This is a genomic window from Sphingomonas sp., from assembly GCF_041661885.1.
GTDB lineage: Bacteria > Pseudomonadota > Alphaproteobacteria > Sphingomonadales > Sphingomonadaceae > Sphingomonas.
The window spans coordinates 98762-112598 of record NZ_JBAZTL010000002.1 but is presented as its reverse complement, the minus strand read 5'-3'; the positions used below and the strand labels follow the sequence as shown (position 1 = coordinate 112598).

General features: G+C 63.9%; 14 protein-coding genes. 6 read left to right on the top strand and 8 right to left on the bottom strand.

All coding sequences use genetic code 11. The annotated features are described in order from the left end of the window. The first annotated feature begins 19 nt into the window (after nt 1-19). Both WC704_RS04645 and WC704_RS04640 read left to right on the top strand, forming a co-directional pair. A complete protein-coding gene (locus tag WC704_RS04645; protein ID WP_372888825.1) occupies nt 20-1033 on the top strand; it encodes an adenosine deaminase in 1014 nt (337 codons plus the stop codon). Then, the gene (locus tag WC704_RS04640) at nt 1030-1548 is read left to right on the top strand and encodes a phosphoribosyltransferase (RefSeq protein ID WP_372888824.1); all 519 of its coding nucleotides are present in this window, start codon (nt 1030-1032) and stop codon (nt 1546-1548) included. The genes WC704_RS04645 and WC704_RS04640 overlap by 4 nt, the downstream gene beginning before the upstream one ends. Here the strand turns inward: WC704_RS04640 and murA are convergent. The 4 genes from murA to WC704_RS04620 all read right to left on the bottom strand — a co-directional run bounded on the left by murA (nt 1545) and on the right by WC704_RS04620 (nt 6087). Then, nucleotides 1545-2828 carry a UDP-N-acetylglucosamine 1-carboxyvinyltransferase gene (gene murA, locus WC704_RS04635; protein ID WP_372888823.1) on the bottom strand — a complete coding sequence of 428 codons (1284 nt, stop codon included), beginning with the start codon at nt 2826-2828 and terminating at the stop codon, nt 1545-1547. The genes WC704_RS04640 and murA overlap by 4 nt on opposite strands. An 81-nt stretch (nt 2829-2909) precedes the next feature. Beyond that, nucleotides 2910-3251: an ATP-dependent Clp protease adapter ClpS gene (gene clpS / locus WC704_RS04630; RefSeq protein ID WP_029622891.1), complete on the bottom strand. Its 342-nt coding sequence runs from the start codon at nt 3249-3251 to the stop codon at nt 2910-2912. Between the two features lie 132 nt (nt 3252-3383). Beyond that, nucleotides 3384-4220 carry a phasin family protein gene (locus WC704_RS04625; RefSeq protein WP_372888822.1) on the bottom strand — a complete coding sequence of 279 codons (837 nt, stop codon included), beginning with the start codon at nt 4218-4220 and terminating at the stop codon, nt 3384-3386. 121 nt (nt 4221-4341) lie between these two features. Beyond that, on the bottom strand, nt 4342-6087 hold the full coding sequence (locus tag WC704_RS04620; RefSeq protein ID WP_372888821.1) for a PHA/PHB synthase family protein: 1746 nt from the start codon (nt 6085-6087) through the stop codon (nt 4342-4344). A 171-nt stretch (nt 6088-6258) separates the two neighbouring features. On the opposite strand from WC704_RS04620, the gene WC704_RS04615 reads away from it, so the two are divergent. From WC704_RS04615 to WC704_RS04605, 3 genes are read left to right on the top strand one after another with little or no spacing between them, the layout of a single operon-like run. Beyond that, a complete protein-coding gene (locus WC704_RS04615; protein WP_372888820.1) occupies nt 6259-7467 on the top strand; it encodes an LL-diaminopimelate aminotransferase in 1209 nt (402 codons plus the stop codon). 12 nt (nt 7468-7479) lie between these two features. Beyond that, nucleotides 7480-8253, top strand: a complete 774-nt coding sequence (locus WC704_RS04610) for a sulfite exporter TauE/SafE family protein (protein WP_372888819.1) — start codon at nt 7480-7482, stop codon at nt 8251-8253. Further along, nucleotides 8253-8681, top strand: coding sequence for an acyl-CoA thioesterase (locus WC704_RS04605; RefSeq protein WP_372888818.1), 429 nt, complete (start codon nt 8253-8255; stop codon nt 8679-8681). The genes WC704_RS04610 and WC704_RS04605 overlap by 1 nt, the downstream gene beginning before the upstream one ends. Before the next feature lie 2 nt (nt 8682-8683). Here the strand turns inward: WC704_RS04605 and pgeF are convergent, their stop codons facing one another. From pgeF to lgt, 4 genes are read right to left on the bottom strand one after another with little or no spacing between them, the layout of a single operon-like run. Next, a complete protein-coding gene (gene pgeF, locus WC704_RS04600; protein WP_372889096.1) occupies nt 8684-9415 on the bottom strand; it encodes a peptidoglycan editing factor PgeF in 732 nt (243 codons plus the stop codon). 35 nt (nt 9416-9450) lie between these two features. Continuing rightward, nucleotides 9451-9960: an N-acetyltransferase family protein gene (locus tag WC704_RS04595; protein WP_372888817.1), complete on the bottom strand. Its 510-nt coding sequence runs from the start codon at nt 9958-9960 to the stop codon at nt 9451-9453. Continuing rightward, nucleotides 9957-11066: a class I SAM-dependent methyltransferase gene (locus tag WC704_RS04590; protein WP_372888816.1), complete on the bottom strand. Its 1110-nt coding sequence runs from the start codon at nt 11064-11066 to the stop codon at nt 9957-9959. The genes WC704_RS04595 and WC704_RS04590 overlap by 4 nt, the downstream gene beginning before the upstream one ends. A gap of 54 nt (nt 11067-11120) precedes the next feature. Continuing rightward, complete coding sequence (lgt, locus tag WC704_RS04585; RefSeq protein ID WP_372888815.1) at nt 11121-12032, bottom strand: prolipoprotein diacylglyceryl transferase; 912 nt, start codon at nt 12030-12032, stop codon at nt 11121-11123. A 65-nt stretch (nt 12033-12097) separates the two neighbouring features. On the opposite strand from lgt, the gene WC704_RS04580 reads away from it, so the two are divergent. After that, nucleotides 12098-13798, top strand: coding sequence for a class I adenylate-forming enzyme family protein (locus tag WC704_RS04580; RefSeq protein ID WP_372888814.1), 1701 nt, complete (start codon nt 12098-12100; stop codon nt 13796-13798). The last annotated feature ends 39 nt before the right edge of the window (nt 13799-13837 follow it).

The window sequence follows — 13837 nt, the reverse complement described above, 5'->3', positions numbered from 1 at the left end:
ACCTCGCAATGGTATCGCGATGACCACATCCGACTTTATCGCAGGGCTGCCCAAGGCCGAACTCCACCTTCATATCGAGGGCAGCCTTGAGCCAGAACTGATGTTCGCGCTGGCGCAGCGCAATCAGGTCGCGATCCCGTTCGCCAGCGTGGAGGCTGTCCGCGCGGCGTATAATTTCTCGCGGCTGCAGGATTTTCTCGACATTTATTATGCCGGGGCCGACGTGTTGCGGACCGCGCAGGATTTTCACGATCTTGCGCTGGCCTATTTCGATCGCGCAGCCGCCGATGGCGTCGTCCATGCCGAAATCATGTTTGATCCGCAAACCCACACCGCGCGCGGCATTGCGTTCGATACGGTGATGACCGGGCTGCTCTCCGCCATCGCTGAAGCGGAAGCCCGGCACGGCATGACGGTGTTGCTTATTATGAGTTTCCTGCGGCATCTCGACGAGGCGGATGCGTTCGTCACGCTCGAACAGGCCGAGCCCTGGCGCGACCGGATTGCCGCGGTCGGGCTTGATTCCTCCGAGCTTGGCCACCCGCCGGAAAAGTTCGCGCGCGTCTTTGCCGCCGCGCGGGCGCGGGGATTCAAGCTGGTTGCCCATGCCGGGGAGGAAGGCCCGCCCGACTATGTGGTGCAGGCATTGGATGTGATTGGTGTCGATCGGCTCGATCATGGCAATCGCAGCCTGGAGGACCCATTGCTGGTCACCCGCCTCGCCCGCATGGGCATGACGCTGACGGTGTGCCCGCTGTCCAACCTCAAGCTGTGCGTGGTGGGCGATCTGGCCGAGCATCCGATCGACCGGATGCTGCGCGCCGGGCTGCGCGCGACGATCAACTCGGATGATCCCGCCTATTTCGGTGGGTACATCGCCGACAATTACCGCGCGGTGGCGTCCGCGCGCGGGCTTGATCGTGCCGATCTGGTCACGCTGGCGCGCAACAGTTTTCTGGGGTCGTTCCTGCCCGATACCGCCGTGGCCGAGCATCTGGCGCGGCTGGACGCCTATGTGGAGGCGGCAGCGTGACGATCTATACCCCCATCCCACAAGAGCGCTTCGTCGCCGATATTCATCTGTTGGCGGGGCGGTTGGGTGAGGATGCCGCATGGTCGCCAACCTTTCTGATCGGCATCGGGCGCGGCGGTCTGGTCCCGGCGGTGTTTCTCAGCCACGCGAGCGGCCTGCCGATGCTGTCGGTCGATTTCTCGGCGCAGGTCGAGGATTTCGCGCTCGACCCGATCGCGCGACTGGCCGAGCGCACGCGGAGCGGCGAACGCTTCCTGTTCCTCGACGACATCAACGACACTGGCCGCACGATCAAACGCTTGCGTGCCATGCTGGCGGAGGCGGGGGCGGTGCCGGGCAGCGTGCGCTTCGCGACGCTGCTCGACAATATCCGCTCGGGCGAGCGCGTTGAGTATCATGCGCGCGAGATTGATCGCGCGGTGACCAAGGACTGGTTCATCTTCCCGTGGGAAGCGGTTGCGCCCGAGCTCGCCATTCAGGCCGATGCGGCTGCTGTACCGGAACGGACGGCTTAACCGTCGCCGACGCGCTCGATATCGGCCCCAACCGCGCTGAGCTTTTCCTCAAGCCGTTCATAGCCGCGATCGAGGTGATAGACGCGGCTGACCTGCGTTTCCCCCTCGGCGACGAGCCCGGCGATAATCAAGCTCATCGAGGCGCGCAGATCGGTCGCCATCACCGGCGCGCCAACCAGTTTTGGCACGCCACGCACCACGGCGGTGCGGCCCTGCACGAGGATGTCCGCGCCCATCCGCGCCAGTTCCGGCACGTGCATGTAACGGTTTTCGAAGATCGTCTCGGTCAGCACGCTCGCGCCATCGGCCAGGCACAGCATCGCCATGAATTGCGCCTGCATGTCGGTCGCAAAACCCGGGAACGGCGCGGTCGACAGCGTCAGCGGCTTGATGCCGTTGGTCGCGGAAACCAGCAGATTCTCGCCGCGTTCCTCCAGCGTCACCCCCGCCGCGATCAACGCTTCGGTCGTCGCGCGCATATCGTCCATCTTGACGCCGACCAGCTCGACCGACCCGCCGGTGATGGCCGCAGCGCAGGCATAGCTGCCCGCTTCGATCCGGTCGGGCATCACGCGATAGGTCGCGCCGTGCAGCCGGTCGACGCCTTCGATCTCCAGCGTCTCGGTGCCGATGCCTGAAATCTTGGCGCCCATCGCCACCAGCAAATTGCACAGGTCGACGATTTCGGGTTCGCGCGCGGCATTCTCGATCCGGCTGCCGCCCTTGGCGAGGACCGCTGCCATCACCACATTCTCGGTCGCGCCGACCGACACGATCGGGAAGGTGTATTTGCCGCCCGACAGGCGCCCACCCGGCGCGACGGCCTTGACATAGCCTGCCGCCATTTCGAGCTGCGCGCCGATCGCTTCAAGCGCCTTCAAATGCAGGTCGATCGGGCGATTGCCGATCGCGCAGCCGCCCGGCAGCGATACCGTCGCCTCGCCCGCGCGCCCGATCAGGGGCCCCAGCACCAGGATCGACGCGCGCATTTTTCGCACGATGTCATAAGGGGCTTCGGTCGCGGTCAGCTTGCCGGCGCGGATCGTCATCACGCGACCGAAATCCTCGGGGCGCGCGCCCTCGATTCGCGTCGAACAGCCAAGCTGATTGAGCAAATGCCCAAAGCTGTCGACATCGGCCAGACGCGGCAAATTGCGCAGCGTCACCGGCTCCTCGGTCAGCAGCGCGCACGGCATCAGCGTGAGCGCGGCGTTCTTCGCGCCGGAAATGGGAAGGCGGCCAGACAGGCGATTACCGCCGCGAATGAGAATACGGTCCATGTACCTCGTTTATCGCCTCGCCCCGCCGGTGCAAGCACGATAGGCAAATTGCGACGAGGCGCACAGGAACGTCCGGCTAAATCAGGCCTTTTCCAGCATACATTGCAGCGGATGCTGGTTCTGCCGCGCGAAATCGATGACCTGGCTGACCTTGGTCTCGGCGACTTCGTAGCTGAAGATGCCGCACACGCCGACGCCCTTCTGGTGGACATGCAGCATCACGCGCGTCGCCGCTTCCATATCCATGCGGAAGAAGCGCTGGAGCACCAGCACGACGAACTCCATCGGCGTGTAATCGTCGTTCAACAGCAATACGCGGTACGGCGTCGGCTGTTTGGTCTTGGCGCGGGTGCGCGTTGCAACGCCCAGACCCGTGCCGTCGTCCGGCCCGTCGCCGGTGCCATCATCACGGCGTTCCGCCATCGAGATTGTGGTGCTGTCGATCATCTATTCGCTAAAATATGGCATCGCAGGGGGTGAGGGCAAGGGGGCAAACGAAAAGGGCGGCCCCATCCGGGACCGCCCTCTTCTGTCCGGACAAGGACAAAGATCGGCTTATGCGCTGATCTTGATCTTCTCGGCGGCCAGCGCAACGCGGTTCGAAATCGGCTGGGCGACCTCACCGGCGAGCTTCACCAGCGATTCGGTGTTCTTCGAGGTTTCGGCGACGATCGCGTCGAACGCGCTGCGGACATAGTCGCTCTGCAGCTTGAAGAAGTCCGACGGGGTCTTGGCGCCCGACAAACCCTTCAGCGCAGCCGAAGCGCCTTCGAAATGCTTGCGGCCATATTCCGCAGCATCCTGGCCCAGCGTCTCGATGCCCTTGGCGGCAATCTTCGAGGATTCGACGATCGCCTCGACATTGCCCTTCGAAAATTCGTTGAGCTCTTCGACCAGCTTGGTGCCCTTTTCGACCGCAGTCTTGGTGCGCTCGTTAACATCGGCGAACAGCGCCTTGGCCTGTTCCTGAACCTTGTCGGTAGCGGCTTTGATGGTGCTTTCCATAGTAACGACTTCCTTTTGCGTGGGGGTCGGCGCGGCGGCGGCGACGGGTTTGGGGGCTTCGACAGTAAGAACCGGGTCAGGCGTAAGCACAGGCTCTGCCACGGGCACCACCGGAGCAACCTCTTGCGGGGTTGCCACGACTGGTGCCGGTGTCACCACGTCGGCGGCGGGGGCCGCGACGACCGGTTCGGGCGCTTCCGTGACCGGAGCCGGAGGCGCTGCGGGAACCGATGGGGTTTTCACCGCCGCAGCGGTAGCCCGCGCCTTGGGCGGAGCGGGTTTTGCAGAAACAGCTTCAGGCGCGGCGACAGCCGACGGAACGACGATCTTCGCGGTCGGCTTTGCGGCCTTGGGTGCCGCGTCTGACTTGGGGCCCTTGCTTGCCATGATCGGATCTCTCCTACGCCAATGCTGCAATGCAATATAGCAGAGGCGAGACCAAATACAAGCAAATTGTTGCAGTGCAACATAAGTGAAACTACGGAGTTCCGCGTCCCTATTGGGCGCGTTAGCGCTGCCTCACATACCGACCCGGTGCATCCTCAATAGCCTTGAGCGCACCCTTGCCCGGTTGCCGCGCGCCCTTGGCCGGGACCGTTGCCGCATCCTGATCTTGCAGCCATGCCAACCAGTCGGGCCACCAGCTCCCCTTGGTCTCGCGCGCTCCGGCGATGAAGGCTTCGAGCGTCTCGACCGGTTCGGGGTTGAGCCAATATTGATATTTGTTCGCGCTCGGTGGATTGACCACGCCGGCAATATGCCCGGATCCTGCCAGCACGAAGCGCCGCTCGCCCGAAAACAGCCGCATCAGCGCCCACACGCTTTCGGCTGGGGCGATATGGTCCTCACGACCGGCCTGGATATAGCTTGGCGTCGTCACCAGCCCGAGATCGATCGGCGTACCGAGCGCGCTCAGCGCCCTGGCCTTGCTCAGCAAATTGTCGCGGTACAGGTCGATGAGATAGCGCATGTGCCACTGCGCGGGCAGGTTGGTGGTGTCGCCATTCCAGTGCAGCAGGTCGAACGGGGCATAGTCCTTGCCCAGCAGATAATTGTTGGTGACATAGTTCCAGATCAGGTCGCGCCCGCGCAACTGGTTGAACACCGCCGCCATGTAGCGCCCGTCGAGAAAGCCGTCGGGGGTGAGCGTCTTGAGCAACTCAAGCTGATCGTCGGCGACGAAATACAGCAGTTCGCCCGCTTTCTCGAAATCGACTTGCGCGGTGAAGAAGGTCGCGCTCTTGACCTTGTCGCCTTCCCCTCGCGCCGCCAGCACTGCCAGCGTCGCGGCGAGCGTCGTGCCCGCCACGCAATAGCCGATGGTGTGGACCGCGGGCACCTTCAGCACGCGCCGCACCGTGTCGATCGCATCGATTTGGGCGGCGATATAATCGTCCCACACCACATCCTTCATGCTGGCATCGGCCGATCGCCACGAAACCATGAAGACGGTGATGCCCTGTTCGACCGCCCAGCGGATGAAGCTTTTTTCGGGGGTAAGATCGAGGATGTAGAAACGGTTGATCCACGGCGGGAAGATCACCAGCGGCACCGCCAGCACGTTGGGGGTGGTCGGGGCATATTGGATCAGTTCATACAAATCGGTGCGGTGGATCACCTTGCCTGGCGTGGTCGCCAGGTTGCGCCCAAGTTCGAAGGCGGTCTGGTCGGTGTGCGTCACCTGCCCCTTGGCAAGATCGGCCAGCATGTTCTGCAGGCCCTTGAGCAGATTTTCGCCGCCGGTTTCAATCGTCTTTTCGAGCACCTCGGGGTTGGTGGCCGGGAAATTGGACGGGCTGATCGCATCGAGAAAGCCGCGCGTAGCAAAGCGCATCTGTTCGCGCTGTTTATCGTCCACGCCTTGCAGCGTTTCGACCTGAGCGAGCATTTGGTCGGAAAACAGGAAGTAGCTCTGGCGAATCCAGTCGAACAAAGGGTCGTCGCGCCAGCGCGGATCCTTGAAGCGCTTGTCCCGCGCCCGCTCTGGCGTTTCTTCTGCGGGTGGTGGCGCTTCACCGGGGACGAGCATCCGTTGCCAGAGGGTGAGGCTGTCGGTCCAGAAATCGCGCGCGCGCGCCAGCGTTTCCGGGTCGGTCAGGCCCGGAAACGCGGGTAAAGCCGATTCCGCCGCACCCAGGGTTGCGAGGCCCTGTTCCAGCAGCATTTGCTGCGCGCGACCAAGAACCCAGGTCCAGTGCTGCAGCTCGGCGAGGCTGGGCATGGCGGTGGCGGCGGTTTTGGTGGATTCGGCCATGACATCCTCTTTTTGGTGTACGCCACCCTACCCCGGCGACCCCCGTTGATGAAAGCGCGCATCGTCGGGCCGACGCAAAACCCCGGCATCCGGTTATATTGGTGTGCGGCGGGGTGACGGCACGACACATAATGGCGTAAGGAAGGGCTCCCTCCAGCCGGAATCCCTGCAATGTCCGACGAATTTTATCGCATCAAGCGTCTGCCGCCCTACGTCATCGCCGAAGTGAACGCGATGCGAGCGGAAGCGCGGGCGACCGGCGAGGACATCATCGATCTCGGCATGGGCAACCCCGATTTGCCACCCCCGCCGCATGTCATCGAGAAATTGATCGAAGTGGTGCGCAAACCCGATGCGCATGGCTATTCGCAGTCCAGGGGTATTCCGGGGCTACGCCGCGCACAGGCCAATTATTACGGTCGCCGCTTCGGTGTTGATGTCGATCCCGAGACCGAAGTCGTGGTGACGATGGGGTCCAAGGAGGGGTTGGCCAGCCTCGCCACCGCCATCACCGCGCCGGGTGACGTCGTGCTTGCGCCCAACCCGTCCTATCCGATCCATACCTTCGGCTTCATCATTGCCGGAGCGACGATCCGCGCGGTGCCGACGACGCCCGACAATGCCTATTTCGAATCGCTGGAACGCGCGATGGCCTTCACCGTCCCGCGTCCGTCGATCCTGGTCGTCAACTATCCGTCCAACCCTACGGCGGAAGCGGTCGATCTCGCTTTCTACGAACGGCTGGTCGCGTGGGCGAAGGAGAACAAGGTCTGGATCATCTCCGATTTGGCCTATTCCGAGCTTTATTTCGACGGCAAGCCAACCCCATCGATCCTGCAAGTACCCGGCGCGAAGGACATTGCGATCGAGTTCACCTCGCTCAGCAAGACCTATTCGATGGCGGGCTGGCGGATCGGCTTTGCGGTGGGCAACAAAACGCTGATCGCGGCGATGAGCCGGGTGAAGTCCTATCTCGATTATGGCGCTTTCACCCCGATTCAGGCGGCGGCGTGCGCCGCGCTCAACGGGCCGCAGGACATTGTCGAGACCAATCGCCAGCTTTACCACAAGCGCCGCGACGTGCTGGTCGAGAGTTTCGGTCGCGCCGGGTGGGATATTCCCGCTCCGCCAGCCTCGATGTTCGCCTGGGCACCGCTGCCGCCCGCGCTCGCCCACCTAGGCAGCCTTGAGTTCTCCAAACAATTACTGACTCACGCCAAGGTCGCGGTTGCGCCAGGGGTGGGATACGGTGAAAATGGGGAAGGCTTTGTGCGCATCGCGATGGTTGAAAACGAACAGAGGCTGCGGCAGGCGGCGCGCAACGTGAAAAAGTATCTGGTGTCGATGGGGGTCAACATTCCCAGCACGAAAGCCGACTGACCGCCGGCCCGGATGATTATCACACCGCTTTATTCGCTGGCCGGCGTGCTCGTCGGGCTGCTCGTCGGGCTGACCGGGGTTGGCGGGGGCTCGTTGATGACGCCGCTCTTGGTGCTTGCCTTCGGCTTCCACCCGGCCACCGCAGTCGGCACCGATCTGCTATACGCCTCTGCCACCAAGGCCGTAGGCACAACGGTGCATGGCTGGCGCGGGACGGTTGACTGGCGCGTGGTGGCGCGGCTCGCGGCGGGCAGCGTACCGGCAACCATCCTGACGATCATGGTGCTGCATTACGCATCGGAAAAGCAGGATACCGGGCACGCGATTTCGGCGATTCTCGGCGTCACGCTGGTGCTGTCGGCGGTGGCGACGATTTTCCGGATGCGGATTGTCGGCTCGCTGACGCACCTGTTCGGTACGATCGGGACGGCACGCCTCACCTGGCTGACGGTGCTGCTCGGCGCGGTGCTGGGGGTGTTGGTGTCGATCACTTCGGTCGGCGCGGGCGCGCTTGGGATGACCGCGCTGCTGATCCTCTATCCGACCTTGCCGATCAACAGATTGGTCGGCTCCGACATCGCCCATGCGGTGCCGCTGACGCTGCTCGGCGGCTTTGGGCATTGGTTGCTGGGGTCGGTCGACGGGACATTGCTGTTTTCGCTGCTACTTGGTTCTATTCCCGGAATCATCGTTGGCAGCCTGATCGCATCGCGCATATCCGATCGCGTGCTCAGCCCGATTCTCGCGGGGGTGCTCGCTATCGTCGGTTTTAGGTTGCTATTTTGATGTCGCGTCCCGGCTTTGCTTTTTCGACCCGTTTCAAAGTCCGTTATGCGGAAATCGACGGACAGAAGGTCGTCTTCAACTCGCGCTATCTCGAATATGCCGATGTCGCGGTCAGCGAATTCTGGGAATGGACCGGGATCGGTGCCGCGCTCGGTGAAGCGTGGGAACATACCGAATTCCACGTCCGCCGGACCGAGATCGATTATCTGAAGCCGTTCGTGTGGGGCGATACGATCGAGGCCTTCGTCCGTATTGCGCGCGTCGGCGGCTCCAGCCTCACGCAGCGTTTCGAATTGTGTCACGCGGTAACGGGCGAGCTACACACCGTGATCGACATGGTGATCGTCAACGTTCATTTGCCGACGGGCAAGCCGCTCGCCATTTCGGACGCGGTGCGTGCGTTTCTGGAAAAGATACCAGCGGCCTGAGGTTATAGCGCGATAATCGAGATTTGGCGGCCATAACCGGGTTCGCCACGATGCGTTGCGCGACGGAAGCTGAAGAAGCGCGCTTCGTCGGCATAGGTGTCGAGCCCGAGCATCGCCACGCGGGGCACGCCTGCCGCGGCGATACGGTGCGCGACATAGGCTTCCAGGTCGAACTGGAAATGGCCCGCGCGTCCTTCGGCGAAGAAGCGTTCATTGGCCGGGTCATCGGCTTCGGAGCGGCGCGCAAACCCCTCATCAACTTCGTAACTGGCGCGCGCGATGCACGGGCCAATCGCGGCGGCGATGCGGTCGCGTTGCGCGCCGAGCGCGACCATCGCCTGAATGGTGGCATCGGTGACGCCGCCAAGTGCGCCCTTCCATCCGGCGTGCGCTGCCCCGACCACCCCGGCCTGCACATCCGCCAGCAACACCGGCGCACAATCGGCGGTGACGATGCCGAGCGCAAGGCCGGGGCGATCGGTGACCAGTGCATCGGCATGAGGGCGCGCGGTGTCATCAAAGGGCGTGGTCACGGTCACGCAATCGGCGGAATGCACTTGATAGGGCGACAGCAACCGCGCGCCGGGCAGCACCGCCGCGATCGCGCGCGCGCGATTTTCAGCGACGGCGGCGGCATCGTCATCCGAACCGATGCCGATGTTCAGCCCGGCATGGATGCCGACCGAAACGCCGCCGATGCGCCCGAGAAAGCCATGCCGGGTCCCCGCCAGCATGGGCGCGCGGATCACCTCGACTGGTACGGGCGCGCTCACAGCACCAGCCGCATCAGATTGTCGTCATCGACCGTCGCGCCGACGCGGAAGGCGATCCGCCCGATGTCGTGGAAGCCGTATTTTTCATAAAAACGGTGCGCGCGGTGGTTGTCGACATAGACGCTCAGGATCACTTCGCGCGCGCCGTGGCTGCGCGCGTGGCCGAGCGACCACGCCATCAGCTCCTGCGCGACGCCGTGTCCGTGCCAAGCGCTGAGGACGTAGAATTGGTAAAGTTCGATCGCATCGGGCCGCCATTCGCCGGGGAAGGTGACCGGGCCCATCTTGACGAAGCCGATGATCTCGCCGTCGTTCAGCGCCAGCCGGATCGCGAAATCGGGGTCGGAGAGCTGGGCGGGCAAGCCATTCGGGCCGAACGCCTCATCGAGGAACGCGCTCAGGTCGGATGCTGGGTAGAGCATCCCGAAGGTCTCAGTGAACGATTGCCGCGCCATTGCCGCAAGGGCGGGGCCGTCGATGGTGCGCGCGTCACGGTACTGAATCATGCGAACCCCGCTGGGAGTGGCCAGTCGGGGGACGAAACCGCCAGAACCTGGAATAAGGAACCCATCGCCTGGGTCAGGCGCTGGTGATCGGCGGCGATGCCGTCGGCGCGGTCGGGCGCGGCGGCGGCGAGGGCGGCCGCGCGGGCGGCGATGCCGAGCGCGCCGAGAAACGCGCCTTGCCCAACCGGCCCCGCGACCCGCGCACCCTCAACCATCGCTGCGGCGGCGAGCGTGCCGAAATCGACATGCGCGGTTAGATCCTGTTCGCCGGGTGTGTCGAACGGGTTCGCATAAGCATGGCCGCGCACCGCCTGCAGCGTGTCGCCGATCGCGGGGCCGTGATAGCCGTAATCGACGATCAGCAGCGCGCCGCCTTGCGCGACGATGCGCTGGGCAAGGCCCCGCAGGATCGCCACGCTGGCGGGCGATGTCTCGATCACCGAACCCGCATCGGCATCGCGCAAGGCCTCGGGGATGACCGCGTCGGGCACTTGCTTGCCCGCAATCGGCAGGAACAGCGTGTCCTGACAGGCGATTAGCCGCTCGAACCAGCCGCCTGCACCCTTGACGAGTTGGCGGATCGGCAGCGCATCGAAAAATTCGTTGGCGATGACGATCAGCGGGCGATCGCTTGGCAGCGTATCGATCGCGTCGTGCCAGCTCGCATCGGGCAAGCGCCCGGCTTGTGCCGTGCGCAGCACCGGGCTGGTTTCGACCAGATGCACCGGCGGCGTGAAACCGGCCTTGCCCGCCGCGCGCAGCGCATCGACCGAGAGCGTACCGCGACCGGGCCCGAGTTCGACCCATGCCGCTTGCGGGCGCCCGGCGCGGTCCCACAGGTCGGCGCCCCACAGGCCGATCAATTCGCCGAACATCTGGCTGATTTCGGGCGCGGTGGTGAAATCGCCCGTGCTGCCAAGCGGATCGCGCGTCGCGTAATAATGCTGGTTGGCCGCCGCCATGAACTGCGCGAGCGAAATCGGCCCGGCCAGCGTGATCGCGCGGGCGAGGCGGTCGGCCAGACTTCCCTCCCCGCTTATGGGAGGGACAGCCAAATCTCCCCTCCCGCGTGCGGGAGGGGCTGGGGGAGGGGAATCCGTCAGCATATCGAAAGCGCCATGCCCTCCCCCGTCCCCTCCCGCAAGCGGGAGGGGAGAAGGTCATGCCACGCTCGCGTCGCCCGCAATTGGTACGACGCGGTGGCGACGCCCCTTGGCGGTGACGATCAGATAGAGCCCACCGAGTATCATCGGCAGCGTCAGTACCTGGCCCATGTGAATGGTGTGCGCGAAGAAACCGCCCCACCATTCGTTGAACTGCGCATCGGGTTCGCGGAAAAATTCGACGGTGAAGCGCGCCACGCCGTAGCCAAGCAGGAACAGCCCGACCAATTTACCCGGTTCATAGCGCGCCTTGGTCTTCCAGAAGGCGAACCACAGCACCGCGAACAAGGCGATGCCTTCCAGCCCGGCCTCGTACAATTGGCTCGGATGACGGGCGGGTTCGATCATGCCGCTTTGTACCGTGTCGCGGAACACGATTGCCCAGGGCACATCCGCCGGCTTGCCCCACAATTCGCCATTCACGAAATTGGCGATTCGTCCGAAGAACAGCCCGAACGGCACCGCGCAGGCGAGATAATCGTGCACGCGCAGCCAATCGAGCTTTTGCGAGCGCGCGAACAGGATGATGCCGATCGAAGTACCGATCATCCCGCCGTGGAACGACATGCCGCCATCCCACAGCTTGAACAGGCCCCATGAGGTCAGCAATTGCGGCGCGTAGAACAGTGCATAGCCCAGCCGCCCGCCGAGAATGATGCCGAGCGTTGCGTAGAACACCAGATCATCGGCGTGGCGCCGCGCCATCGGTGCGCCCGGCTGGCGCAGCAGCTTCAGCAGATACCACCAGCCGACCAGAATGCCGGTGATATAGGCGATCGAATACCATTTGATCTGGAAGAAACGCAGGTCGAGCGCCACCGGATCGAGATGGAGATCGGCGAAGTGGATATGGCCCTGCGCGGTCGAAGCGGCATTGGCGAGCACGGGCAGGGCGGCGGTCAGGATCAAGGCTTTTCCCCGAGGATTTGCGCCTCCATAATGGCGCAAGGCGATAAGACCAAGTGGAGAGCGAAATGCCGAGCAAACTGGACCTGCGAATGGATGCCGCGCTGGCGGGGCTCACCGGGCCCGGGGCTCCGTTTTCGCTGGGAACCGTAACGGCAGGTGGCGTCGAGCTGCCGCTCATTACCGGCGTGCCGCAAACCTTGCCACCCTATTTCGCGCATTATTGTGCGAATCACGCCGAGCTGCCGTTCCTGGTCGCGGGGCCCGAACGGCTGACCTTCGCCGAGGTTTATGCCATCGCACAGGGCGTAGCGCAGGGCCTGGTTGCGCAGCACCGGGTCGCGCCCGGTGACCGAATCGGCATTGCGATGCGCAATTCGCCGTCGTGGATCGCGCTGTACATGGGCATCGTGATGGCGGGCGGTGTCGCGACGCTGCTCAACGGCTGGTGGCAGTCCGAGGAACTGGCAACCGCAGTGGCCGAGGTCGAATGCCGCCTGGTCTTTGCCGATCCGCCGCGCGCCAAACGGCTGGCCGATATCGATGGGCTCAATGTCGCGGTGGTGACGATCGATGATCTGCAGCCGCTTGGCAACGCGCTTGCGGCGTTGGCTGGGCCGGCCGACGTCGCCCTGCCGACCATCGCGCCCGAAGACCCCGCCACGATCCTGTTCACATCGGGCTCCACGGGGCAGTCGAAGGGCGCGATCAGCAATCACCGGGCGGTGACGCAAGGCGTGTTCAACTATCTTGCGCAAGCGCTGGTGATGCTCGGCATCACGACCGCCGACGGCAATCCGCCGGTTGGCCAACCCGCGACCTTGCTCAACGTGCCGCTGTTCCATGTCACCGCCGAAGTGCCGGTGTTCCTGCAAAGCTTCGCAATGGGGCGTAAACTCGTGCTGATGCCGAAATGGGATGCCGAGGAAGCGATGCGGCTGATCCAGGCTGAAAAGATCAGCTATTTTGTCGGCGTGCCGCTGATGAGCTTCGAGATTCTAACGCATCCAAAGCGCGGCGATTATGATCTGTCGTCGGTGACGGACTTTGCAGCGGGCGGGGCACCGCGCCCGGTCGAGCATGTCCGCCGCATCGCCGACGAAATGGGCGGTCCCAAGCCGTTGCTCGGTTATGGCCTGACCGAGACCAACGGCGTTGGCTGCGGCAATTTTCGCGACAATTATCTGGCCAAGCCCAATTCGACCGGGCGTGCGTCGGCGCCGTTGGTCGATCTCGCGATCCTCGATGGTGCGGGCAAGCCGGTTGCGCAGGGGGAGCGCGGCGAGGTCGGTATTCGTTCGGTCTGCAATTTCACCGAATATTACGGGCGACCCGACGCCACCGCAGCAGCCTTCACCGCCGACCGCTATTTCCTGACCGGCGACATCGGCTATCTCGACGAGGACGGCTATCTGTTCATCGTCGATCGCAAGAAGGACATCATCATTCGCGGCGGCGAAAATATCTCGTGCCAGGAAGTTGAGGCGGCGATTTACGAACATCCGGCGGTGGCCGAGGCGGCAGTATTCGGTCTGGCCGATGAACGCTTTGGCGAAGTGCCGGGGGCGGTGGTGCTGCCACGCGAGGGCGAGACGCTGACGACCGAGGCGCTGTGCGAATTCCTGTTTGCGCATATCGCGGCGTTCAAGGTGCCGCAGCGCATCTGGATCGTCGATACGCCGCTGCCGCGACTGGGCACCGAGAAGATCGACAAGGTCTCGATCCGCGCGAAATATCGTGCGCTGGCGGCGGAAGCGGTCGCGGCATAGCCATACCGAACTGGCGGCGGCACGCTTGGCACGATAGAG

What these genes read in the sequence shown, in the direction of transcription:
- clpS (WP_029622891.1), bottom strand. Translation starts at nt 3,251, where the DNA reads ATGGCGGAACGCCGTGATGATGGCACCGGCGACGGGCCGGACGACGGC.
- pgeF (WP_372889096.1), bottom strand. Translation starts at nt 9,415, where the DNA reads ATGCTGGCGGGGACCCGGCATGGCTTTCTCGGGCGCATCGGCGGCGTT.
- WC704_RS04625 (WP_372888822.1), bottom strand. Translation starts at nt 4,220, where the DNA reads ATGGCAAGCAAGGGCCCCAAGTCAGACGCGGCACCCAAGGCCGCAAAG.
- WC704_RS04620 (WP_372888821.1), bottom strand. Translation starts at nt 6,087, where the DNA reads ATGGCCGAATCCACCAAAACCGCCGCCACCGCCATGCCCAGCCTCGCC.
- WC704_RS04590 (WP_372888816.1), bottom strand. Translation starts at nt 11,066, where the DNA reads ATGCTGACGGATTCCCCTCCCCCAGCCCCTCCCGCACGCGGGAGGGGA.
- WC704_RS04615 (WP_372888820.1), top strand. Translation starts at nt 6,259, where the DNA reads ATGTCCGACGAATTTTATCGCATCAAGCGTCTGCCGCCCTACGTCATC.
- WC704_RS04610 (WP_372888819.1), top strand. Translation starts at nt 7,480, where the DNA reads ATGATTATCACACCGCTTTATTCGCTGGCCGGCGTGCTCGTCGGGCTG.
- murA (WP_372888823.1), bottom strand. Translation starts at nt 2,828, where the DNA reads ATGGACCGTATTCTCATTCGCGGCGGTAATCGCCTGTCTGGCCGCCTT.
- WC704_RS04595 (WP_372888817.1), bottom strand. Translation starts at nt 9,960, where the DNA reads ATGATTCAGTACCGTGACGCGCGCACCATCGACGGCCCCGCCCTTGCG.
- WC704_RS04580 (WP_372888814.1), top strand. Translation starts at nt 12,098, where the DNA reads ATGCCGAGCAAACTGGACCTGCGAATGGATGCCGCGCTGGCGGGGCTC.
- WC704_RS04645 (WP_372888825.1), top strand. Translation starts at nt 20, where the DNA reads ATGACCACATCCGACTTTATCGCAGGGCTGCCCAAGGCCGAACTCCAC.
- WC704_RS04605 (WP_372888818.1), top strand. Translation starts at nt 8,253, where the DNA reads ATGTCGCGTCCCGGCTTTGCTTTTTCGACCCGTTTCAAAGTCCGTTAT.